Below are 20411 nucleotides of genomic sequence, written 5' to 3' on the forward strand. Positions count from 1 at the left end.
ATAGAAAATCAATTAGAAAAGCAGCCATGAAATTTCACCTGACAGTCGATAACTGGACAGTCCAGAAAGCCGATGCACGTGCAGTACGTTTCGATGTATTCGTTATTGAACAGAAAATCCCGGTAGAGCTGGAATGGGACGACATGGACGAACACTGCATACATGCAGTCGCTTACAACGAAGCCGGCTTGGCGATCGGCACTGGCCGCCTGCTGCCGGACGGTCACATCGGCCGCATGGCGGTGCGGTTAGCTGGGCGCCGTCAAGGCATAGGCGCCGCCATCCTGGAAGCCTTGATGGCACAAGCGCGGCAACGCGGCGACACCGAAGTGGTGCTGAACGCCCAGATCCACGCTGAAGCGTTTTACGGTCGCCATGGCTTCAGCCGCGATGGGGAGGAATATTACGAAGCCGGGATCCCGCATATTTGCATGCGCCACGTGTTTGCCTGATTAGCGCAATGCTCGCCTTACAATTTGCTGCAAGCTTGCTACCAGCTTGGGGCATCTGTTCCTAACGGTACGGATGGCTGGCTCCAGTGTGCCGGCGTCAGTGATAATTTCCCGGCATGACTCACTGCAGTTAGCCGGCCAAAGCCCGACGCACTCTGTTCCAGCAGATCCTGAATCTGTTCAAAGCTGATATCGGCGGTCGCCAGGCCGTTCTCGACCCGCCCCAGCTGACGTAGCCAATGACCGGTTTGCGCCAGCGATACCTGCACATGCCAGCTGCCGCCTTCGGTGACCCGGCGCGCCAATGCCGTTATGGCGCCAGCCGCCATCAGGTATCCGGCTGCATGGTCCAATACCTGCATCGGCAGCGGTTTCGGTTGATCGCCGTGCGCAGCCTGTGCTTCGGCATGGTTGAAGCCGCTGGCGGTTTGCACCAGCGAATCGAAGCCGCGGCGGTCGGCCCACGGTCCGACGTGGCCATACGCAGATAGCGATACATAAACGATGCCCGGGTGTTTTTTTGCTGCTGCCTCGGGGCCGAAGCCTAGTGCGTCGAGTCCGCCCGGGCGGTAGCCTTGCACGAAAATGTCTGCGTCATGCAGCAAATGGCTCAGCGTCCGATGATCGTCCGGCTGCCGCAGGTCGAGCTGGCATGAGCGCTTGCCGCGGCCGGTGTCAATCACCAATGGGCCGATGGCCGGCAGTTGCGGCGCAGTCACCAGCAAGACATCCGCGCCGTGCGCGGCCAGCGTACGGCCGCAGACCGGTCCGGCGATGATGCGGGTCAGGTCGAGCACCCGCACGCCGTCCAGCGGCCGTTGTGCTACCGGAGGGCGTAATTCGCGCGGCGGCGCATCGCCGATTTTTTCTATGGTAAGCAGTGGCAGTGTTTGCACCGCCTGTCCTTGCGGGTGGCGATCCCATTCCTCGAACGAGCGCATGGCGGTGACTACCAGGCCGGTGCTGGCCGCAGCGTCCTCGAAACCATCTGCAGTCCAGCTTTGCAGCGCTTGCCGCACGCTCTCGACCGTATGCTCGCATTGCAACAGCCTGAGCACGCCATCTCGATGATGCGGAAAATTGGTGTGCAGGCGTACCCATTTACCGTCGCCGCAGCAATAGGTGCCGGCGATTTTGTCCCAGATTTCATCGCTGCGGGCGTCATTGACCCGGAAGTAGCGTTCGCTGCGAAACTCGGCCGCAGCATGGCGCATGTCGACGCTTACCTGCTGCGGTTGCTGGCTGCGCAATTGCCACAGCTGCGCCGCTGACAAGGCCGCCGCGGCGATGCTGGCCTGGGCGGCAGTGCCGACTGCGAACGATGAAGGCAGTATCGGCTCGCTGCCGCTAAGCGATAGCTGCGACAAAGCAGCATCCGGCTGGCCAAGGGTGCGCCACAGCTGCTGTACAACATCAGATGGCGCAAGCGTCGCTTGCGACGAATTCGGATCGGATGACAGCAACATGATCTGCTCCTTAAGTGTGGCAACCGAGTGTGGCGGCGCGGCTATGTCAGCGCGTACAGCGCGATTCTGATGGCGATTTGGCGTGGGTATGTATGCGTGAAGGAGAGTCGGATGGCGAAGCTACTCTTTCATGCAGCATGGCGCTGCCGTTGGCCCTGATACGCACCAGTGTCGAGGCGCGCGTGCCGTAATCGGGCGATTCGATAAATACGGCCGACAGCACGCGTTCCACTTCGATGTCGACGCCGGTGGACGGCAGCCGACAGTCGCCGGCGCGGGTGGTATCGCTCAGCATGTCAAAGAAACAGGCGTCAGGCGCGCCTTGGCACAGCAAGCTGGCAAATTGCGCTTTGGTGCGCACCACCTTCGGCCAGCTACCATCTAGCGAGGCGTTTGACAGTCCGTAGATGCCGGGCGGCAGGGGCTTGCCGTTGCGGGCGTCTTCCTCGTTCTTGTTGGAATACCAGATCAGTTCCTTGCTATCGCCGACCAGCAGATTGAAACCATTGTATTTTGCGGCGTCGCCGCTAATGTCAGCGATATACTCCGTCGCCGTTTTTTTACTGCCCAGAAAATCCGACACCAGCGTGCCGCGGGTAGGTGCATCGGTACGCCGTTCAGCCGGCGCTCGCACATTGGTGATGGCGGCAAAGCGGCCGCCACGGGTGATGCCGATCCAGGTGCCGCCGTCTTGCAAGTCGCGGCCGGCGTAGATGTCGGGCCGGTCTTCCCACCAGTTGGCGGGTGCGGTGGGGCGCGCATAGAATTCATCGCGGTTGGCGGCGGCTATCAAGGGGGAGCCAGGAATCACTTGCCACGCAAAAACAATCAAGCACATGATGAAATATTCACAAAAAATTCAGTATGACGAGGGCCATCGATAAGGGCTGCGAGGCCATGCTGGGTAACCGCCTGTTCGATAATTTCCGTGAAATCCGGCGGCACCGAAGAATACACCTCCATCCAGGTGTGATGCTCATCTTTAATTTCGGGGCTGCGCTTGAGGGCGGTAGCGATCTGATATTGCAATGAAAGCCCGGCCTGCATTGCCGCTGCAGCAGTGTCGAATTGCTGGGCGTTGGCGGCGGCTACGCGGTAATAGATATAAAGATCGGTACTCATCGCGGGCTCACGCTGACAGTTCCGCGTCGGTTACATCGACGATTGAATAGGGCAACGCCTGGAAATGCAATTGCGCGCCATTCACCGATCCTACATGTACCGTACCGTTCTCCAATGCAGCCAGCTTGATCTCCAGCAGGCAGCTGCTGCTACCGGCGCTATCGGCTTCGGCGTTGACGATCATGCCGCATGGCTGGTCCGGATCGGCGCTGGAAAATACTTCAGTACCTGCGGCAATGCCGGTCGCAGCGACGCTGGCCAATACGGCACGGCGCTTGAGTTTGCCAAGGTATTGACTGCGCGCGACAATTTCCTGCCCTGGATAACAGCCTTTTTTGAAATTAACGCCGCCAATCACTTCAAAATTAATCATCTGCGGTACAAACTGTTCTTGTGTCGGCAGGGTGATTTGCGGAATGCCGGCCTGGATTTCTCGCAAGCGCCATGCTGATGCGGCAACCGGCTGCAAGCTTTCGCTCAGTTGCGGCCAGGCGGCGATTGCGTGCTCGGCGCTGGTGATCCATTGATAGCGTGGCGCGGAATTGGCGTCGGCGACACGGATCAAGGTGCCGTAGTCGTTGTCGACCTTGGCATAGGTGGCATCTGGCAGCGTTGGAAACCAGGGCGTCAGCGCCGCGCCAGCTGCATTGCCTGCCAGGCCAAACACGATGTGCGTATCCGTCACATCGGCCAGCTTGGCTTTGGCGCGCATGACAAACATTTGCAGGCGCTTCTGGATTGCGGCTTGCAAGTCGCGCGGCAGTTGCAAAAAGATAGTGTCGTTGCTCTTCCACATCAGGAAGGTGGCCAGCAAACGTCCTTTCGGCGAGCAATAACCGGCCAGCCGGGCTTGTTCGGCAGCAAGATTTTGGACGTCATTGGTAAGCTGGGTATGCAGGAAACTGGCAGCTTCTTCTCCGGTAAGTGCGATCAGGCCGAGATCGGTCAATGGTGCAAAAAAAGATGCGCCGGCATCGATCGTTGCGGGTAGCGTCTCCAGCGCTTGTTGCTGGGCAAAATCCAGCCAGTTATTTGTTATTTTATTCATAAATTGTAGGCATTCTCTAAACAGCGATTATCATATTGGGTTGATTATAGTGATGTCGCAAAAAAAGCGTTGGAGTCGGCCGTTTTTGCGAGATGCCTGAAAACCATTCGGAGCGAACCGGTCTTGTTTAAAAAACTATTGTTGAGCGTGATCTTGTTGGGCGGTCTGGCCGCTGGCGGCGTGGCTTACTGGGCGCAGAAGCCAGTTTTCGATACCGGTGCGGTGCGGCCGTTCACGATCAAACCAGGTAGCACTTTGGCAAGTTCGGCACAGCAGATCGACGAGGCCGGAGTCGGCGTCAATCCCGAGTTGCTGGAATTGCTGGCACGGGTGACCGATAAGGGCAGCAAATTAAAAGCCGGTAGTTATGAGTTGAAACCCGGCACCACGCCGTTGCGCTTGCTGACGCAACTGGTGCGCGGCGAGTTTGCGCAAGAATCGCTGACAGTCATCGAAGGCTGGACTTTCCGCCAGATGCGGCAGGCAGTAGCGGCGCAAACCTCGCTAAAGCACGATACCGCAGCGTTGTCCGATGCTGAATTGCTGGCAAAAATCACGCCCGACTACAGCATGCCGGAAGGCTTGTTCTTCCCCGATACCTATTTGTTTGCAAAGGGTTCGAGCGACCTGCAGGTCTACAAGCAGGCCCACAGTTTACTGATCAGGCGCCTCAACCAGGCCTGGGAAGGGCGCGATGCATCGCTGCCCTACAAAACCCCGTACGAGGCCTTGGTGATGGCGTCGATCGTCGAAAAGGAAACCGGCCGCCGCGCCGATCGCACCACAATTGCCGGCGTATTCATCAACCGGCTCAAGATCGGCATGCTGCTGCAGACCGATCCGACCGTGATTTACGGCATGGGCGACCAATATCAAGGCAGCATCCGCAAGCGCGACCTGACTACAGATACCCCTTTTAACACCTATACCCGGCCCGGTCTGCCGCCGACGCCGATCGCCTTGCCAGGCGCGGAATCGATCAGCGCCGCTATGCATCCGGCGCAGACCGACGCTTTGTATTTCGTGGCCCGGGGTGATGGCAGCAGCCATTTCTCGAATAATTTGGGCGAACATAACCAGGCGGTGAATCAATATCAACGGTAGTGATGGCGATGCGCGATAATTGTAGTAATAACCCGCACCATCCGCTGGTTTTCTTCAAAACCGCATAAGCAACTCAACAGGCAAGGCAATGGCATCAGGAAAATTTATCACATTTGAAGGCATAGACGGCGCCGGCAAGTCGACCCATATCGGCTTTGTCGCGGATCTGTTGTGCAAACAGGGCTTGAAGGTCGTCACCACCCGCGAACCGGGCGGCACCGAGCTGGGGGAAGCGCTGCGAGAAGTGTTGTTGCATCAGAAAATGCATCTGGAGACGGAAGCGATGCTGATGTTTGCCGCACGTCGCGAGCATCTGGCGCAGGTGATAGAGCCGGCGCTGGCACGCGGCGACTGGGTGATTTCAGATCGATTTACAGACGCCACTTTCGCCTACCAGGGCGGTGGCCGGCAGTTGCCGTTGGCTAAACTGGAAGCGTTGGAGCAATGGGTGCACCCCCACTTGCAGCCGGACCTGACTTTGTTGTTCGATGTGCCGCTGGAAGTGGCGCGGACACGCCTGGATGCGACCCGCACGCTGGATAAATTCGAGCAGGAAAAGGCGGATTTCTTCGCCGCCACACGCGCTGAATATCTGCGCCGCGCGGCCCAATTCCCTCAGCGTTTCCACATTATCGATGCGACTAAAACGATTGCCGAAGTCCGGCAAGCGCTGGCGCACATCATTTCCAACCTGTGCGCCGGGTAAGCACCATGCCAATGACGATAACGTTCTATAAGCGAAGCGTAAATCAATGAGCAACTCCTTGTTCCCGTGGCAGGAAGGCGTCTGGCAGCAGCTGCAGCAGATGCGCGCACGCTTGCCGCACGCGATTCTGTTTCACGGCGCTGAAGGTATAGGCAAAACCGTTTTTGCCGAACTGTTTGCGCAATCGCTGCTGTGCGAACAGCCGAAGGCAGATGGCCATGCTTGCGGCGTATGCGGCTCTTGCGGCTGGTTCATGCAGTACAACCATCCCGATTACCGGCGTGTGCGGCCGGAGATCCTGGATGGCGAAGATGCGGGCGATGGCGACGAAGGCGGTGACGCTGGCGATAGTAAAAAAACTGCCAAGTCAGCCAAGGCGCCCTCCAAGGAAATCAAGATCGACCAGATCCGCGCATTGTCCGGCTTCATGAATATCTCCACTCACCGCCAGGGCCAGCGCGTGGTATTACTCTATCCGGCTGAAGCGCTCAATACCGCCGCCTCCAATGCCTTGTTGAAGACACTGGAAGAGCCGCCGCCAAACACTGTCTTTCTGCTGAGTTCCAATAGCCTCGACCGTTTGCTGCCGACCATTTTGTCGCGCTGTCGCAAATTCGCCATGCCGCTGCCGTCGCGCGAGCAGGCCATGGCCTGGCTGCGCCAGCAAGACGTGAAGGATGCAGATGTCTGGCTGGCAGAGCAGGGCGGCGCGCCGCTGACTGCTTACGCGCAGTCGCAAAGCGAAGGGCGCGAACTGATCGATGAGTTTTTGCTGCATTTGACCAAGCCGGGCATAGACGGCGCGTTGAAATGTGCCGAACATTTGCAGAAAACCCCGGTCGCCGAGCTGGTCGGCTGGCAGCAGCGTTGGCTATATGACCTGTTTTCCTTTAAATTGTGCGGCACAATCCGGTATTATCCTCGTTATGAAAAAGCCCTCACAAGCCTGGCCGCCAAAGTTGAAACCGGCGCTCTGCTGCGGGCGCTGAAAAGCAGCAATGAACGTCGTGCAATTGCAGAACACCCTTTATCGGCGCGGCTCTTCATTGAAGAGATGCTGTTGGACTACGCCGCAATGTTTGCTTGAATTTTGCTTATAGGATAGCGATGGCAGAAAACTCTACAATCCCGGCCGAGCCGGTCAAATTAGCCCGGCCTTCGGTTTTGTCGCTGGTGATCAAGGAAAAGTCCGCCTTGTATGCCGCTTACATGCCGTTTCTGACGAATGGCGGCATCTTTGTGCCAACCAACAAGAGCTACCACCTCGGCGATGAAATCTATCTGATTTTGAGCCTGATGGACGATGGCACCAAATATCCGATTGCTGCCAAAGTGGCGTGGATTACGCCTAAGAACGCCAACAACAACAAGGCGCAGGGGGTCGGCGTGCATTTTCCGGACGACGACAGCGGCCAGCGGCTGCGCAAGCGGATTGAAGAAGTGCTGGGATCTGCGCTGGGATCGGCGCGTCCAACGCATACTTATTAATACTGGCTGATGCCAGCAACAATGCATCTTTGAATTACTGATTCGAATTATAAATTATGGATTACAGCTTTAGACTAGCCGGCCAACAGGATTTACCGGCGATTGTAGATATTTACAACAGCACCGTCGCTTCGCGCGAAGTTACCGCCGATACCGAACCGGTCAGCGTGGCATCGCGCCAAGCCTGGTTCGACCAGCACAACGCCGACCGGCGTCCGCTGTGGGTGGTGGAGCAGCAGGGTGCGGATGGCACGGCCTCGATCCTGGGCTGGTTATCGTATTCCGATTTCTATGGTCGCCCGGCCTATGCCGGCACAGCCGAATTGTCGATCTACATCCATGAAGACGCACGCGGAAAAGGCCTCGGCCGCTATTTGCTGGGGAAGGCGATTGAACATGCGCCGGCCATCGGCGTGCATACCTTGCTCGGTTTCATTTTCGGCCACAATCAAGCCAGCCTGAAACTGTTCGATGCTTTCGGCTTCGAACGCTGGGCCAACATGCCGCGGGTAGCTACCCTCGACGGCATAGAGCGCGATCTGGTCATCCTGGGCAAGCGCGTCGCATAAGACGCTGTTCCTCGCAATAAAACCCGGGGACGGCGTTTAGCCTTCCTCTTGTTTTTTCATCATTATTTCTCGCCTGCATTGATCGACATTGTCTGATTGATCATGCTCGTCGGCGCTGACCCAACAACAACTCCCGTCCGGTGCTAAAGTACCGGCTTTCTTTGCTTCGAGTCACTCATGTCACGCACCCTGGTCCTGGCCTCCAATAACGCCGGTAAATTAAAAGAATTCAGCCAGTTGCTGGCACAGATCGATTTTGAAGTTCGTCCGCAAGGCGAGTTCGATGTCCCGGAGGCGGAAGAGCCGTACCTGACCTTTGTTGAAAACGCGCTCACCAAGGCACGCCACGCTTCGCGTCTCACCGGCCTGCCGGCACTGGCCGACGACTCAGGTGTCTGCGTCAACGCGCTGGGCGGTGCGCCGGGTGTGTTATCGGCACGTTATGCCGGCGAACCGAAATCGGATGCGGAAAACAACCGCAAGCTGGTCGCCGATCTTGCGTCGCATGCCGATAAATCAGCCTATTATTACTGTGTGCTGGTATTCGTGCGCCATGCCGACGATCCGCAACCGGTGATTGCCGACGGTCGCTGGAACGGCTTCATCATCGATGAGCCGCGCGGCGCCGGCGGTTTCGGTTACGACCCGTATTTCCTGCTGCCGGAGCAGAACAAGACTGCCGCTGAATTTACCGCAGCCGAAAAAAATGCCGTCTCGCACCGCGGCCAGGCGCTGCGTGCTTTAGTTGAAAAATTACGATGATCCCGATTAAACCTATCGGCATGCCGGGCCAGCCTAAGAGTCAGGCTAGCGGTACCGCCAATAACAAGCCATCCGCAGCCGCCCAGGCGGCCCTGGCATATCTGCAGCCGGGCGCGCTCAGCCTGAGTGCTTTGCCGCCGCTGTCGCTGTATATCCACTTTCCCTGGTGCGTGAAGAAGTGTCCGTACTGCGATTTCAATTCGCATGAAGCCAAGGGCGGTTTTCCTGAGGAAGAATACCTGGCTGCCTTGCGCGCCGATCTGGAAGCCGCGTTGCCGCTGATCTGGGGCCGCAAGGTTTATACGATCTTTATCGGCGGCGGCACCCCCAGCCTGATGTCGGCGGCCGGGCTGGATCGCCTGATGTCGGATGTGCGTTCATTGCTCCCGCTGGATGGCGCTGCAGAAATTACGATGGAAGCCAACCCCGGTACCTTCGAGGTAGAGAAGTTCAAGTCATACCGCAACAGCGGCATCAATCGGCTGTCGATAGGCATTCAAAGTTTCAACGGCCGCCATCTGCAAGCGTTAGGCCGGATCCACGATGATGGCGAAGCGCGCCGCGCCGTCGAGATCGCCCATGCGACTTTCGATAACTTCAATCTCGACCTGATGTATGCCTTGCCGTCGCAAACGCTGGAAGAAGCGCAACAGGATGTCGCCACCGCCATCGGCTTTGCACCGCCGCACCTGTCGCTTTACCACCTGACGCTGGAGCCGAATACTTACTTCGCCAAGTATCCGCCGGTTGTGCCGGACGACGACGCCAGTGCCGAAATGCAAGACATGATCAGTGCGCACACCAGCGCTGCCGGATATGGTCATTACGAGGTTTCGGCCTATGCGCAGGCCGGCCGTCAGGCGCGGCATAATTTGAATTACTGGGAATTCGGCGATTATCTCGGCATCGGCGCCGGCGCCCATTCCAAGCTGTCATTTCCGCATCGCGTAATCCGCCAGATGCGCTACAAGCAACCCAAGGCTTATCTCGAACATAGCCGCCTGGGTAATGTAATCCAGGAAGAAACGGAAATCGGCCGCGACGATCTCGGATTCGAATTCATGCTGAATGCACTACGGCTGAATAAGGGTTTCGAGGTGAATTTGTTCAGTGAGCGTACCGGACTGGCAATCAATGCGATAGAAAAATCCTTGAACCAGGCCGAAGCCAAGGGCTTGCTGTACCGCGACCACAAGATCATCCAGCCTACTGCGCTGGGACAACGGTTTTTGAATGATTTACAGCAGATGTTCCTGCTGGATTGATCTGTTTTCCTGAAGAATCCTGCTTTTATCCCAATAAAAGCGGCTGCGGGATCGTTAATTTCCCGCAAATTGGGTATAATTACGCCTCTCAGGAAGTGTGGCCGAGTGGTTGAAGGCACTAGTCTTGAAAACTAGCGACGGTTTATCCCGTTCGTGAGTTCGAATCTCACCGCTTCCGCCAGAACATCGAGAAAAACGGCCCTTTATGGGCCGTTTTTCTTTTCCCTGCACCGTTTATGGACAGCCGTACACCTTGCGCCCATTGACCCACTGATAGCGGCCGCCACGCGGCCCGATATGGCAAGTTGCATCTGGCGAGCCAGCGTACCGGAAACGCCAGGGCGCGACAGGATGCGGATCTGCCCACAATCCAATTTTTTTGTTGCGTGCCGCCGTCTCGAGCGCTTTCAGATCGCGGTCCTTTTGCCGAAAAGCCCAGGCCATGCCACGTTCAAGCTGGACCCTGCTTGCATCAACGCCGTTGCAGCGCACCGTTGCAACGGTGCGACCGAAACGGTCGATGGCAATTGCATCGTATTGCGCATCCTTGCCAAAGCATAGTTGATGCAGCGATTTCCTGGCCTGTGGGCCGAATGCCTGTTTCATTTCCGGCGCATCGATACCGGCCAGACGCAGCTTGAGCTGCCTTGTTCCAACTTGCAGCGTCATGCTGTCGCCGTCGGCCACGCGGATAACTTCATGCGCGTGCGCGATAAGCGGCGCGAGGAGCAGTAAGGTGGCAAGCAATATTCTCATTTACACTGTAGTGGTATCCAGCGGTCATATAGCGCAGCATATGGCAGGCAGCGCCTGGTTTGGCGCCGCTGAGCCGACAGCTTACAGCGGAGGGGCAATGAAGAATATAAGAGGTATCGTATTTGATCTCTACGGCACGTTGTTCGATGTGCATTCGGTCGCAGCAGCCTGCGATGCCTGTCATCCTGGCCGCGGGCGGGAAATCAGCGTGATGTGGCGGCAGAAGCAGCTTGAGTACACCTGGCTGCGTAGCCTGATGGCCGACTATGTCGATTTCGAACAGGTCACCCATGACGCACTGGTGTTTACCTCCAGACAGCTTCAACTGCCTCTCGACGAAGCGGCGCGTGCCGCCCTCTGCAACGAATATCTCAAGATCAAACCGTATCCCGAAGTGCCGGAGGCGCTGGCCAGATTACAGGTGATGGGGCTGCCGCTCGCCATCCTGTCCAACGGCTCAGTCAATTCGATTCGCAGCGTGGTAGCGGCATCCGACCTGGTTCTTCGTTTCAAGCACCTGATCAGCGCCGACGATGCGCAGATCTTCAAGCCGCACGGCAGTGTCTACACGCTGGCGGAGCAGCGGTTGAGTTGCGATCGCTCGGAGCTTCTGTTCGTTTCATCTAATGCATGGGATGCTTCAGGCGCGCGGCATTTCGGTTATCCCGTATGTTGGATCAATCGGGCCGGCAATGCGTTTGACGAGCTCGGCCAGTCTCCCGATCATGTCGTGCAGGGATTGGATCAACTGGCGGATTGGATGGCTGCGCAGCAGATCGCTTCTCGATCGTAACCACTCTCTCAATCTTATCTGGGAAAGTATTTGACGATTCCTTCAAGCAGCAGGCGTACGTCATAGAACAGCGTACCTATTTCAACGGTAACGATGAACAGCGCTGCCTGAAAGGCTGCCGGATAACGATCCAGCAGCATGTTGCAGTACCGGCCATATAATTTGATCACGCCAGCGCGAGTGCTGAGCGCAACACATGCGATTCCCAGCAGCGTGCCAGCGATAATATCGGTAGGGTAATGCAAACCGAGGTATACCCGTGGCAGGGCAATGAAGATCAGCACATAGAGATAGAGCAGGGAACCGGCCATTCTTGAGATCAGGAAAATCCCGGTGGCGAGACTGAAAAACAAGGCGGCGTGATCGCTAGGGAAGGAGTTCCATATATATAGAGCCTGGCTCTCCGGTACCGGCAACCCGATGTATACGTGATGTGCCAGTGCAGCGTTTGCAAATGGACGCGGCTGATATGGCCCCATGGTGTTCGCGGCCCTGGCAATGACGACGGCGACGACGCAGCCGATCAGGGTCGCGATAACGATGTCCCTGGTGTTTGATTTCGGGTCTGTATCTCTGAACCAGAAGTACCACAGCATGCCCATGATGGGCAGGCCTTTAAACAAATCGGAACCGGAAATGAAGTGAACGATTTGATTGAACGGTGCTGACATCATTGTGAATTGTCCCAGCCAATTCATCACAGAAATGTTCATATAATTGTTCCACATGATGCTGCCTCTCATTGATCATACTGTTTGAGTATCTGGCTCGAATGCATTGAAATGCACGCCGTCTTCTTCGGATTTTTTTCCTCAACATCTGGTGTCGGCCGTTCGGCAGAAACCATAATTCATTCGACTGCTGCTATACAATTTTTTCCAGCAAACATCACAATAAATGCAAACCGTCTCTGGCAGAAACAAGAGCAGAAAACTTCCCTGTCGGCTTTGATATCGCCCCAAAATTTCAGCAACGCCGCGCATTTTTTTGGTGCAATATTGTTGCCTTACATAATCATTTTATTTAAATGAAAATTTTGTAAATTTGTGCCTTGCACAATGAAATATTTGAACGATACTAAGGGCTAATGGCGGCCTTCAAAATTTACCGCGAATCGCAATGGAACATTGCCGAGTAGAAATTATTTTGATGCAGATATATGGATATCGGGTAAATAATATCTCATACATTTCAACGTTTTTTCGAATTCATATTTTTTATATTATCAATGTTGCGCGCTGGCAGTGCCCGAGCTATATGGGTTTAGCAAGGAATCGCGTTCCGCCGTTTATGTGGGGCGATACCGAATTTCCATATTTTCGGCATGTGTAATTCTTTTGTTCGCACATTTTTTTTGATCAACACCATGGTTGTTAATGTGAAAATCGAAGTGCTACAAAGTGTAACAAATTTAGCCTTGAATGAATTCGCGGCATAAATTGAAGTCCTTCGTGGTGTGATTATGTTGTGTTGCAGCATGCATCACACGACGCCTTTTCATGTCGAAAAAACGGGTCGATTTCTCTTTGCCTGTTTTAACAAATGCGGCAATGGAAACCAACCCCGACTTTACTCAGATTCTTGATGTCAGAAGGAAGGATCATGCAAAAAAAACGCCGCCTCGATGCGCCATGCATCAAATTCAGATTGCAACTCTGCTAGAAAAAAACCCATGCGCCTGCTGTCCGTAAGACGAACGCCAAGCGTTCGCCGGAAGCAGATGCCCGTGTGACAAACATCGCGCAAGGGATCTTGTAAAGACTCCCTGCATCCTACTCATTATTTTTCTTTCCGCCTTTTTAGTTGTCTTCGGCGCATTTTTACGTAAAGCCCATACACGGCTTTTATGCAATTTTAGTCTTGCCAAGACGAATAACGGTGCTGATATCTCATGCTATGTGCGTTCGCGTACTGATCTCATCGATTTATTAGCTTACTTTGCGTACTGCAATCACCGTCTGCTTGAATCAGCCTAAGGATGCATGGCATTGCCTGCTATCAATTTTCCAAAAAATCAATTTATTTTTTAAATAACGATTTCTGTCGCGGTTTTGGTAAGAGGAAAATTTAATCAAGCATTCGTTGAAATTGAATCTACAAATTTTTGTGCAAATTGTTGCGCTGGAAAAGGTGTGTAATGAACAGAAGATTGAAACGTCGCGGAGAATTTTTCAGACTGCCATGGAAAACCATCTTCCTGATTCCAATATGCTCCTGCGTGCCCGGATTGGTCGCCGCTAACGACCTGGTGCCAACGGACGTCATGCCGCCACCTGATGTCGTCGTGCCGCAGCCCGATTCCTTTACACCGTATGCCGGATACGGAGTCAACTACGACAGCAATCCATTGGGATTGCAAAATTCCGCCGCTGCGGAGGCCATGGGAATCGGCAGCAATCTTTCGGATTACACGCGCAGACTGCAGGTTGGTCTGGCCGTCGACAAGAACATCAGCCAACAGCATCTGACGGCGAATGTGAATCTAGCCAACGTCGAATACGAAAGATTCCAGCAACTCGACCACATGGATAAAAACCTGGCCGCCAACTGGAATTGGCATGCGGGCCCTCACGTTGAAGGCAATGTGGGCGTCACTTATTCGCAGGGACTCACTCCATTCATCGATTTCCACTTGCTGGAACGCAATATACGCTCGCAGGAAACTGCATATGTCGATGGCTCATGGCTGTTTCATCCGAGCTGGCGCGTACATGTCGGTTTAGTGCACAGCAAGTTGTGGTACGACCTTGCATCGCAACAGCCAGGCAATAACTCGCAGAACCAAACCGAAGTAGGGCTCGACTATCTCGCCGCCACCGGTAGCACAATCGGCGTCCAGCTACGCCATACGCGCGCCGATTTTCCGAACCCGGAACTAGATACCGGTTCGCCGGTATTCAACGGCTATAACCAGGACGAAGTAAAAGCCAAGATTGACTGGCTGCTGACCGGTAAGACGAAGCTGCACTTTTTAGGCGGATGGGTCAGCAGAAAGCAAGACGCATTTTCTGTGCGGGACTTTAGCGGCTTGAATTCGCGCCTATCCGCAGACTGGTCGCCTACCGGAAAAATCGATGTCACTGGCTCCATATGGCGGGAGATCGGCGCTGTGGACGATCTGTCCACCGTTTATTCATTGAATCATGGCGCCAGCATTGCGTCAGCCTGGCACTACTCTGAAAAGCTACGGCTGATAGCGCAATTCAAATATCAAAAGCGGGATTTTAGCCAGTCGCTGGCGTCCACCGCTCCCGGCTCTCCGAATCAAAACGATGTACTGCGCAATCAAGCCTTGACGGTGGTTTACAACCCGACATTGCATTGGCAAGTCCAGTTGTCCGGCATCCGTAGCACGCAAACCTTAACCAACTCGCCAGGCGGCTTTGTGAATAACGGCGTGATGTTCAGCACACGCTATGCATATTGAGGCAGGAAAAAATGACCGAGAATGACATCCCGCTAGTTTCCTTCTTCAAGCGCCTGCTTGACCCGGCCATTATCCTCGGGTCCTTGTATCTGGTCATCATGGCAAAGGACGAAGTGTTCACCGGCGATTACCTGATTTTGATGATTATCGCCTTCTTCATTTCCTCGTACATCTACGAGCAGATCGACCTTTACCGCACTTTGCATATCGGGAAGCAGCTTGGGTATGCCGGCGACATCTTCTTTGGATGGATGATCATCGTGGTGATCCTGACATTGATGGGGCAGGTCACGGGACTGCGCTATGAATTCTCCGATGGTGTCATATGGACCTGGTTTGCACTTGCACCTTTTGCGCTTTTGCTTAGCCGGTTGACTGCGCATATGCTGGCATTCAACCTCGGGCGGAAACCTGAAGTCCGATCCGCAGTCATTGTCGGTTCCAACGAGCCGGGGGTTGATATTCTCAAACGCCTCACATCCGACAACACTGCCGGTATAGACATGCGTGGATTTTTCGACGATCGCAATCAAGCCAACCGGCCCACGGATCTTGACGGTACTCATCTCGGCGCCATCGCAGACGTCGGGCCCTATGTGCGCGAACACAAAATCAAGACGATCTTTATCTGCCTGCCGATGTCGGCACAACCGAGAGTGCTGGCTTTAATGGAAGAACTGCGGGATACCACCGCTTCAGTCTACTTTGTACCAGACATCTATACCTTCGGACTGATCCAGGCGCGCCTGGACCATGTTGGAGGCATCCCCGTAATCGGCATTTGCGAAACGCCATTCACTGGTCTGCGCGGCGTGGTGAAGCGCGGCAGTGACATTGTTCTGGCGGTGCTGATCCAGATCCTTTTGCTACCGATCATGTTGGTGATTGCGATAGGGGTCAAACTTTCTTCTCCCGGCCGGATTATTTTCGCCCAGCGTCGATACGGATTGAACGGAGAGGAAATCGTCGTCTACAAATTTCGATCGATGGCCGTCACCGAGGATGGTGCTGTCGTCAACCAGGCAAAAAAAAATGATGCACGCGTGACGCGGTTCGGCGGTTTTCTTCGCCGCACGTCGCTTGACGAGTTGCCCCAGTTTTTCAATGTGCTGCAAGGCCGTATGAGCATCGTCGGTCCGCGCCCGCACGCCGTCGCTCACAACGAACAGTATCGCAAGCTTATCCAGGGTTACATGCTGCGACATAAGGTGAAGCCCGGAATTACAGGATGGGCGCAGGTCAATGGATACCGCGGCGAGACCGATACCTTGGACAAAATGCGTTCACGGATTGAATTCGACCTGGAATATTTACGCAACTGGTCATTGGCGCTGGACCTGTGGATCATCGTCCGCACCATCAAGGAAGTTTTAAAAAAAGACAGCGCGTATTAGTGCGTGTTGATTCGCGAACGTTGACTGGTCATGTGTGGTGAGATGTAACAAATGTTTCAGTAACGAACCATCACTTTCCTTGGTGTCCTACCGTACACGTCAATGTGACGTCCGATGAATTTTTCAGGAGAAGATCATGCGAAGAGCTATGTTGTTGATCACTCTTTCATTAGCAGTTTCTTGCAGCGCTGCCGTAGCGGCTGCGCCTGTTTTTCAACTCAATACGTCCGAGGCCGAGGCCCGGAGCCTTTTGGCAATCGATGCGTATCCGTCAAACGCCGAGCCCGTCGACTCAAACCATGCGGCGCAAACGACAATCGTATCTCGTGCAGCAAGGCCAGCTTCGAAAGCTACCGCTGTTTTCAGTCAGGTAGGAGAGTCGAATGATTCCCGGCGTGGCGCCAATGTGATTCCGGTGAGTTTTTCGTCCAGTGCCGATGTCGGCCACCTGTCAATGAAGGCGTCGCCCAGCGTGAATAATTCGGACGACTTGCTGTTTTATTTTCTCAAGGATTTCGAAGCGAAACCGCAGCAGAAACCTGGACGTTGGGCCTTGCTCCTGGTAGGACTCTGCTTCGTTTTGTATCAGGTGCGACGTCGACCGATGCGTACATCCATTGGTTTCTTTTCCGTGTCCAAACCTATTGGACAATTTAGTACTTGATGTCTCGCCGGCCTGCCGTTATTTCCAGCCGTGAGAATAGAAAGTGCGTTCGTGAAATTTGTTTTATTTATGGGAGTCGGATTTTGAGTTGCTTTGAACGGTTCGACTACATGCGTGCCATTGGCGGCATATCGCGCATAAAGGGTATTGGCATTTTGATGCTGCTTGCCGCAATTAGCTTATCTGCTTGCGGCGATCAGAAGAAAAATACCAACAAGGTACTTGCCAGAGTGGATGGCAATGAAATCACGGCACTGCAACTCGAGGCCGAATTACAGCATGCAGTTGGCGCGACGGAAGAAAATGGCGTGCAGCGCAAAGCCCTGCGTAAGCAGGCCTTGGACGCGCTGATTAATCGGCAGATTTTGCTGAAGGAAGCGGTGCGCAACAAACTCGATCGCGATCCGAAATTGATTCAGTTTGTCGAGCGATTCAAGACGCAAGCGATTGTGCAAGCTTATCTGGAATCGAAAGAAGAAAATTTGAGCAAGCCGTCCAAAGCCGAAGTCGATGCTTATTTTGACGGTCACCCGGAATTATTTGCGCATCGCAAGGTGTTGGATATCGAGCAATTGGTCATAGCGGCGCAAGATTTTGACGGAGCGATCAAGTCGCAGATGGACACGGCAACGTCGCTGAACCAGATGGCGACATGGCTCAGGAAGCGCGGCATCGGGTATGTCAAAACCCAGCTTACATACACCAGCGCCGACCTGCCTGCGGAAATTGTCGGAGAAATAAAGAAGCTTGGAAAGAATCGTTTATTTGTCATGGAAGACGGTCAAAAAGATCTGCTTTGCGCTCTGACTGAATTACGAGATAGCCCGATTACGAGAGACGCCGCCACCGCGCAGATCGAGCGTTATCTACTGAACAAGAAGATGCAAGAAGTTGCTGCTGCAGAAATCGCGCGCTTGCGTTCTTTGGCGAAACTCGAATATGTCGACAAGAGCGATAACTTGATTGTAGAGGATGCGCCGACGTCCTCCACATCGTCAGATAAGCAGGCGCCGGCCGTGCCAGATCGATCCGGCAGGCACGACGTGGCTGAAGCGAAATGAGCAAGATGGGCAAGATGCAGATATGGCACAAAACAATAACAGCAACAGAAACAATAATTTAACAGGATGGCGAAAATGATGAAACGAATCTACACGTGCTTGCTGGCGATGACGCTGGCAATTTGCGCCTTTTCCGCAATGGCCGCCGATACGCCGCTTGGCGCGGGCGATGCGTTGAAAATCTCCGTATTCGGGAATCCTGACCTAAGCCTGGAAACAAAGGTAAGCGAGGCAGGGAACATTACCTTCCCGCTCATCGGCGATGTCGGTATTGGCGGTCTGTCTACCGCTGAGGCTGAAAAGAAGATTTCTGGCATGCTGACCGGAGGCGGCTTCTTGCGCAAGGCTGAAGTCAACATCATGGTTACCGAGTTGCAGAGCCAGCAGGTGTCGGTGCTCGGCCAGGTATTGCATCCCGGCCGCTACCCGGTGGCCGGAAAACGCAGCGTGACCGATATGCTGGCATTGGCAGGCGGTGTCGGTCCTGAAGGCGGCGATACCGCTACCGTGGTCCGTACACGCAATGGAAAAACCACCAAGCAGGTCATCAACATGGTCCAGATGATTCAGTCGGCCGACATGAAGTCGAATCTGGATCTGATCAACGGCGACGTGATTTTCGTGGATAAGGCTCCAAAATTTTATATCTACGGTGAAGTGCAACATCCCGGCGGCTACAAGCTGGAGCACGACATGACTGTGGTGCAGGCATTGTCGATCGGTGGTGGCCTTACTCCGCGCGGTACCGAGCGCGGCATCCGCATCAAGCGGCGCGACGCCAAAGGCAACCTGATAGAGATAAGTGCGAGCCACGACGAGACACTGAAGGCGGACGACGTCGTGTATGTGAAAGAGAGTTTCTTTTGAACCATCTCATCCACGCTGGCGTCTTGTCGCCCTTTTATCCGGTTGTCAGAAAGGAGCTCAAATGACTTTTTCTCAGCTTCTCACCATTCTGCGGGCACGCTACAAGGTTATTGTATTGACGCTGCTTGTGATCGTCATCGCTACAACAGCGGTCAGTCTTGCGTTGCCCAAAACGTACAAGGCATCGACCACGGTGCTGCTCAATTACAAGGGCGCCGATCCGGTGTCTGGCAATGTGTTGCCGGCTCAATTGGCGTCCGGTTATATGGCCACGCAAATCGATATTGTCACCAGTCGGCGGGTGGCCTTGAAAGTGGTCGACAATCTTGGCCTGGCAAACCAGCCAGGTTTTAAGCAGCGCTTTCAACAACTGACGAATGGCAACGGATCGATCCAGGAATGGCTGGCCGATACCTTGCTGAAAATGGTGGAGGTATCTCCATCGCGAGAAAGCAGCATGATTGAAATCTCGGCCAAGGGCAACGATCCCGCCTTCGTCGCAAAAGTTGCTAACGGTTTTGCCACCGCTTACCAACAGCTCAATCTGGAAATCAAGGTAGAGCCGTTGCAACAGGCGGCCAGGTACTTCACGGGGCAAGTCGCGACATTGCGCGCCAATCTGGAAGATGCGCAAGGCAAACTGTCCGACTACCAGCAAGAGCACGGATTGGTTAGTACCGACAACCGTCTGGACGTTGAAACGGCGCGTTTGAACGAGCTGTCTACTCAGCTGGTGCAAGCGCAAGGGCAGGCGGCGGAAGCATCTTCGCGCGGCAGGCAGGCGACGGGCAGCGGCGGTAGGGATTCACCGGATGTGGTTTCGAATACGCTGGTTCAAAACCTGAAATCATCGTTGGCGCTGGCGGAAGGGAAATTTGCACAGCTTTCTCAGAATCTGGACGTCAATCATCCACAGTACCAGGCCGCCAAGGCCGAGGTCGACAGATTACGCGCCGAAGTGAACAGTAGCATCGGCGCCACCAACAACGCGGTTGCGAATAACGGCCGTATCCAGCGTCAGCGCGAAGCGGAGATACGCGCCGCGTTGACAGCGCAGACTGCCAAGGTGTTCCAGCTCAATCACGCTCGCGATGGATTATCGGTGCTGGTCAAGGATGTTGAAAGTGCGCAGAAAGCATACGATGCCGCCGCCCAGCGCCTGACGCAGACCGAGCTTGAAGGGCAATCGCATCAATCCGATGTGTCGGTACTCAATCCCGCAGTGGCGCCGCTGTTTCCGATCAGCCCGAATGTACGGCTGAACGTGGTGTTGTCGATACTACTCGGCGTCATGCTCGGATTGGCTCTGGCGGTACTGGCGGAAATGGCGAATCGCCGCGTACGGTCCAGCATCGATCTGATCAATGTACTGAAGGCTCCGGTGCTTGGCACCATCACCTGGGGAAAACCCCCGCGGAGATTTACATTCTCCAGATTATTTTTAACGCGATGATCGCGCCTATGCTG

Annotated in this window: 21 protein-coding genes and 1 tRNA gene; 16 read left to right on the top strand and 6 right to left on the bottom strand. The window is 54.7% G+C overall.

All coding sequences use genetic code 11. The annotated features are described in order from the left end of the window. Nucleotides 1-26: 26 nt before the first annotated feature. Entirely contained in the window at nucleotides 27-452 is a 426-nt protein-coding gene (locus BM029_RS00550; protein WP_092431656.1) for a GNAT family N-acetyltransferase, read from the top strand. Nucleotides 453-490: 38 nt separating this feature from the next. On the opposite strand, the gene BM029_RS00555 is transcribed toward BM029_RS00550, so the two are convergent. From BM029_RS00555 to BM029_RS00570, 4 genes are read right to left on the bottom strand one after another with little or no spacing between them, the layout of a single operon-like run. Then, nucleotides 491-1918, bottom strand: coding sequence for a CoA transferase (locus BM029_RS00555; RefSeq protein WP_092431657.1), 1428 nt, complete (start codon nucleotides 1916-1918; stop codon nucleotides 491-493). Nucleotides 1919-1964: 46 nt separating this feature from the next. Continuing rightward, entirely contained in the window at nucleotides 1965-2756 is a 792-nt protein-coding gene (locus tag BM029_RS00560) for an NRDE family protein (RefSeq protein WP_092431659.1), read from the bottom strand. Further along, nucleotides 2747-3040, bottom strand: a complete 294-nt coding sequence (locus tag BM029_RS00565) for a DUF4936 family protein (RefSeq protein WP_092431660.1) — start codon at nucleotides 3038-3040, stop codon at nucleotides 2747-2749. Before BM029_RS00565 ends, BM029_RS00560 begins: the two co-directional genes overlap by 10 nt. Nucleotides 3041-3047: 7 nt before the next feature. Beyond that, nucleotides 3048-4088: a CAF17-like 4Fe-4S cluster assembly/insertion protein YgfZ gene (locus BM029_RS00570; RefSeq protein WP_092431662.1), complete on the bottom strand. Its 1041-nt coding sequence runs from the start codon at nucleotides 4086-4088 to the stop codon at nucleotides 3048-3050. A 123-nt stretch (nucleotides 4089-4211) separates the two neighbouring features. Here BM029_RS00570 and mltG point away from each other — a divergent pair, with 123 nt between their 5' ends. The 8 genes from mltG to BM029_RS00610 all read left to right on the top strand — a co-directional run bounded on the left by mltG (nucleotide 4212) and on the right by BM029_RS00610 (nucleotide 10163). Then, nucleotides 4212-5192, top strand: coding sequence for an endolytic transglycosylase MltG (gene mltG, locus BM029_RS00575; RefSeq protein WP_092432018.1), 981 nt, complete (start codon nucleotides 4212-4214; stop codon nucleotides 5190-5192). 88 nt (nucleotides 5193-5280) lie between these two features. Continuing rightward, nucleotides 5281-5898 (top strand): dTMP kinase, encoded by a 618-nt coding sequence (gene tmk / locus BM029_RS00580; protein WP_092431663.1) that lies wholly within the window; start codon nucleotides 5281-5283, stop codon nucleotides 5896-5898. Nucleotides 5899-5944: 46 nt separating this feature from the next. Further along, the gene (locus tag BM029_RS00585) at nucleotides 5945-6985 is read left to right on the top strand and encodes a DNA polymerase III subunit delta' (RefSeq protein ID WP_092431665.1); all 1041 of its coding nucleotides are present in this window, start codon (nucleotides 5945-5947) and stop codon (nucleotides 6983-6985) included. 20 nt (nucleotides 6986-7005) lie between these two features. Continuing rightward, entirely contained in the window at nucleotides 7006-7386 is a 381-nt protein-coding gene (locus BM029_RS00590) for a PilZ domain-containing protein (RefSeq protein WP_092359413.1), read from the top strand. A gap of 56 nt (nucleotides 7387-7442) precedes the next feature. Then, on the top strand, nucleotides 7443-7955 hold the full coding sequence (locus tag BM029_RS00595; protein WP_092431667.1) for a GNAT family N-acetyltransferase: 513 nt from the start codon (nucleotides 7443-7445) through the stop codon (nucleotides 7953-7955). Between the two features lie 177 nt (nucleotides 7956-8132). Beyond that, nucleotides 8133-8717, top strand: coding sequence for an RdgB/HAM1 family non-canonical purine NTP pyrophosphatase (gene rdgB / locus BM029_RS00600; protein WP_092431669.1), 585 nt, complete (start codon nucleotides 8133-8135; stop codon nucleotides 8715-8717). Next, nucleotides 8714-9982, top strand: a complete 1269-nt coding sequence (gene hemW / locus BM029_RS00605) for a radical SAM family heme chaperone HemW (RefSeq protein ID WP_371329067.1) — start codon at nucleotides 8714-8716, stop codon at nucleotides 9980-9982. The genes rdgB and hemW overlap by 4 nt, the downstream gene beginning before the upstream one ends. 91 nt (nucleotides 9983-10073) lie before the next feature. Beyond that, a tRNA-Ser gene (locus BM029_RS00610) sits at nucleotides 10074-10163 on the top strand. 53 nt (nucleotides 10164-10216) lie between these two features. Here the strand turns inward: BM029_RS00610 and BM029_RS00615 are convergent. Then, nucleotides 10217-10738, bottom strand: a complete 522-nt coding sequence (locus tag BM029_RS00615; protein WP_092431670.1) for a thermonuclease family protein — start codon at nucleotides 10736-10738, stop codon at nucleotides 10217-10219. Between the two features lie 97 nt (nucleotides 10739-10835). On the opposite strand from BM029_RS00615, the gene BM029_RS00620 reads away from it, so the two are divergent. Further along, nucleotides 10836-11531 carry a haloacid dehalogenase type II gene (locus BM029_RS00620; protein ID WP_092432022.1) on the top strand — a complete coding sequence of 232 codons (696 nt, stop codon included), beginning with the start codon at nucleotides 10836-10838 and terminating at the stop codon, nucleotides 11529-11531. A gap of 14 nt (nucleotides 11532-11545) precedes the next feature. Here the strand turns inward: BM029_RS00620 and BM029_RS00625 are convergent, their stop codons facing one another. Beyond that, nucleotides 11546-12244: a phosphatase PAP2 family protein gene (locus BM029_RS00625; RefSeq protein WP_170850938.1), complete on the bottom strand. Its 699-nt coding sequence runs from the start codon at nucleotides 12242-12244 to the stop codon at nucleotides 11546-11548. 1424 nt (nucleotides 12245-13668) lie between these two features. Here BM029_RS00625 and epsL point away from each other — a divergent pair. The 6 genes from epsL (at nucleotide 13669) to epsF (ending at nucleotide 20397) form a co-directional block, all read left to right on the top strand. Beyond that, complete coding sequence (epsL, locus tag BM029_RS00635) at nucleotides 13669-14958, top strand: XrtB/PEP-CTERM-associated polysaccharide biosynthesis outer membrane protein EpsL (protein ID WP_244544837.1); 1290 nt, start codon at nucleotides 13669-13671, stop codon at nucleotides 14956-14958. An 11-nt stretch (nucleotides 14959-14969) separates the two neighbouring features. Next, entirely contained in the window at nucleotides 14970-16352 is a 1383-nt protein-coding gene (locus BM029_RS00640) for an undecaprenyl-phosphate glucose phosphotransferase (RefSeq protein ID WP_092431676.1), read from the top strand. A 136-nt stretch (nucleotides 16353-16488) separates the two neighbouring features. Further along, nucleotides 16489-17016, top strand: a complete 528-nt coding sequence (locus BM029_RS00645; RefSeq protein ID WP_092431678.1) for a hypothetical protein — start codon at nucleotides 16489-16491, stop codon at nucleotides 17014-17016. Continuing rightward, nucleotides 17016-18077, top strand: a complete 1062-nt coding sequence (locus tag BM029_RS00650) for an EpsD family peptidyl-prolyl cis-trans isomerase (RefSeq protein ID WP_244544851.1) — start codon at nucleotides 17016-17018, stop codon at nucleotides 18075-18077. The genes BM029_RS00645 and BM029_RS00650 overlap by 1 nt, the downstream gene beginning before the upstream one ends. Nucleotides 18078-18155: 78 nt before the next feature. Then, on the top strand, nucleotides 18156-18944 hold the full coding sequence (gene epsE / locus BM029_RS00655; RefSeq protein ID WP_092431683.1) for a polysaccharide export protein EpsE: 789 nt from the start codon (nucleotides 18156-18158) through the stop codon (nucleotides 18942-18944). A gap of 61 nt (nucleotides 18945-19005) precedes the next feature. After that, complete coding sequence (gene epsF, locus BM029_RS00660) at nucleotides 19006-20397, top strand: chain length determinant protein EpsF (RefSeq protein ID WP_092431685.1); 1392 nt, start codon at nucleotides 19006-19008, stop codon at nucleotides 20395-20397. Nucleotides 20398-20411: the final 14 nt, after the last annotated feature.

Source organism: Collimonas sp. OK607 (assembly GCF_900111995.1).
In the GTDB taxonomy this organism is placed as follows: Bacteria; Pseudomonadota; Gammaproteobacteria; order Burkholderiales; family Burkholderiaceae_D; genus Collimonas.

Coding starts and splice junctions, on each gene's coding strand:
- BM029_RS00645 (WP_092431678.1), top strand. CDS start 16,489: ATGCGAAGAGCTATGTTGTTGATCACTCTTTCATTAGCAGTTTCTTGC.
- BM029_RS00590 (WP_092359413.1), top strand. CDS start 7,006: ATGGCAGAAAACTCTACAATCCCGGCCGAGCCGGTCAAATTAGCCCGG.
- BM029_RS00565 (WP_092431660.1), bottom strand. CDS start 3,040: ATGAGTACCGATCTTTATATCTATTACCGCGTAGCCGCCGCCAACGCC.
- BM029_RS00595 (WP_092431667.1), top strand. CDS start 7,443: ATGGATTACAGCTTTAGACTAGCCGGCCAACAGGATTTACCGGCGATT.
- epsF (WP_092431685.1), top strand. CDS start 19,006: ATGACTTTTTCTCAGCTTCTCACCATTCTGCGGGCACGCTACAAGGTT.
- BM029_RS00620 (WP_092432022.1), top strand. CDS start 10,836: ATGAAGAATATAAGAGGTATCGTATTTGATCTCTACGGCACGTTGTTC.
- BM029_RS00650 (WP_244544851.1), top strand. CDS start 17,016: ATGTCTCGCCGGCCTGCCGTTATTTCCAGCCGTGAGAATAGAAAGTGC.
- BM029_RS00585 (WP_092431665.1), top strand. CDS start 5,945: ATGAGCAACTCCTTGTTCCCGTGGCAGGAAGGCGTCTGGCAGCAGCTG.
- BM029_RS00615 (WP_092431670.1), bottom strand. CDS start 10,738: ATGAGAATATTGCTTGCCACCTTACTGCTCCTCGCGCCGCTTATCGCG.
- tmk (WP_092431663.1), top strand. CDS start 5,281: ATGGCATCAGGAAAATTTATCACATTTGAAGGCATAGACGGCGCCGGC.
- BM029_RS00550 (WP_092431656.1), top strand. CDS start 27: ATGAAATTTCACCTGACAGTCGATAACTGGACAGTCCAGAAAGCCGAT.
- BM029_RS00560 (WP_092431659.1), bottom strand. CDS start 2,756: ATGTGCTTGATTGTTTTTGCGTGGCAAGTGATTCCTGGCTCCCCCTTG.
- rdgB (WP_092431669.1), top strand. CDS start 8,133: ATGTCACGCACCCTGGTCCTGGCCTCCAATAACGCCGGTAAATTAAAA.
- BM029_RS00640 (WP_092431676.1), top strand. CDS start 14,970: ATGACCGAGAATGACATCCCGCTAGTTTCCTTCTTCAAGCGCCTGCTT.
- BM029_RS00570 (WP_092431662.1), bottom strand. CDS start 4,088: ATGAATAAAATAACAAATAACTGGCTGGATTTTGCCCAGCAACAAGCG.
- hemW (WP_371329067.1), top strand. CDS start 8,714: ATGATCCCGATTAAACCTATCGGCATGCCGGGCCAGCCTAAGAGTCAG.
- BM029_RS00555 (WP_092431657.1), bottom strand. CDS start 1,918: ATGTTGCTGTCATCCGATCCGAATTCGTCGCAAGCGACGCTTGCGCCA.
- epsE (WP_092431683.1), top strand. CDS start 18,156: ATGAAACGAATCTACACGTGCTTGCTGGCGATGACGCTGGCAATTTGC.
- epsL (WP_244544837.1), top strand. CDS start 13,669: ATGAACAGAAGATTGAAACGTCGCGGAGAATTTTTCAGACTGCCATGG.
- BM029_RS00625 (WP_170850938.1), bottom strand. CDS start 12,244: ATGAACATTTCTGTGATGAATTGGCTGGGACAATTCACAATGATGTCA.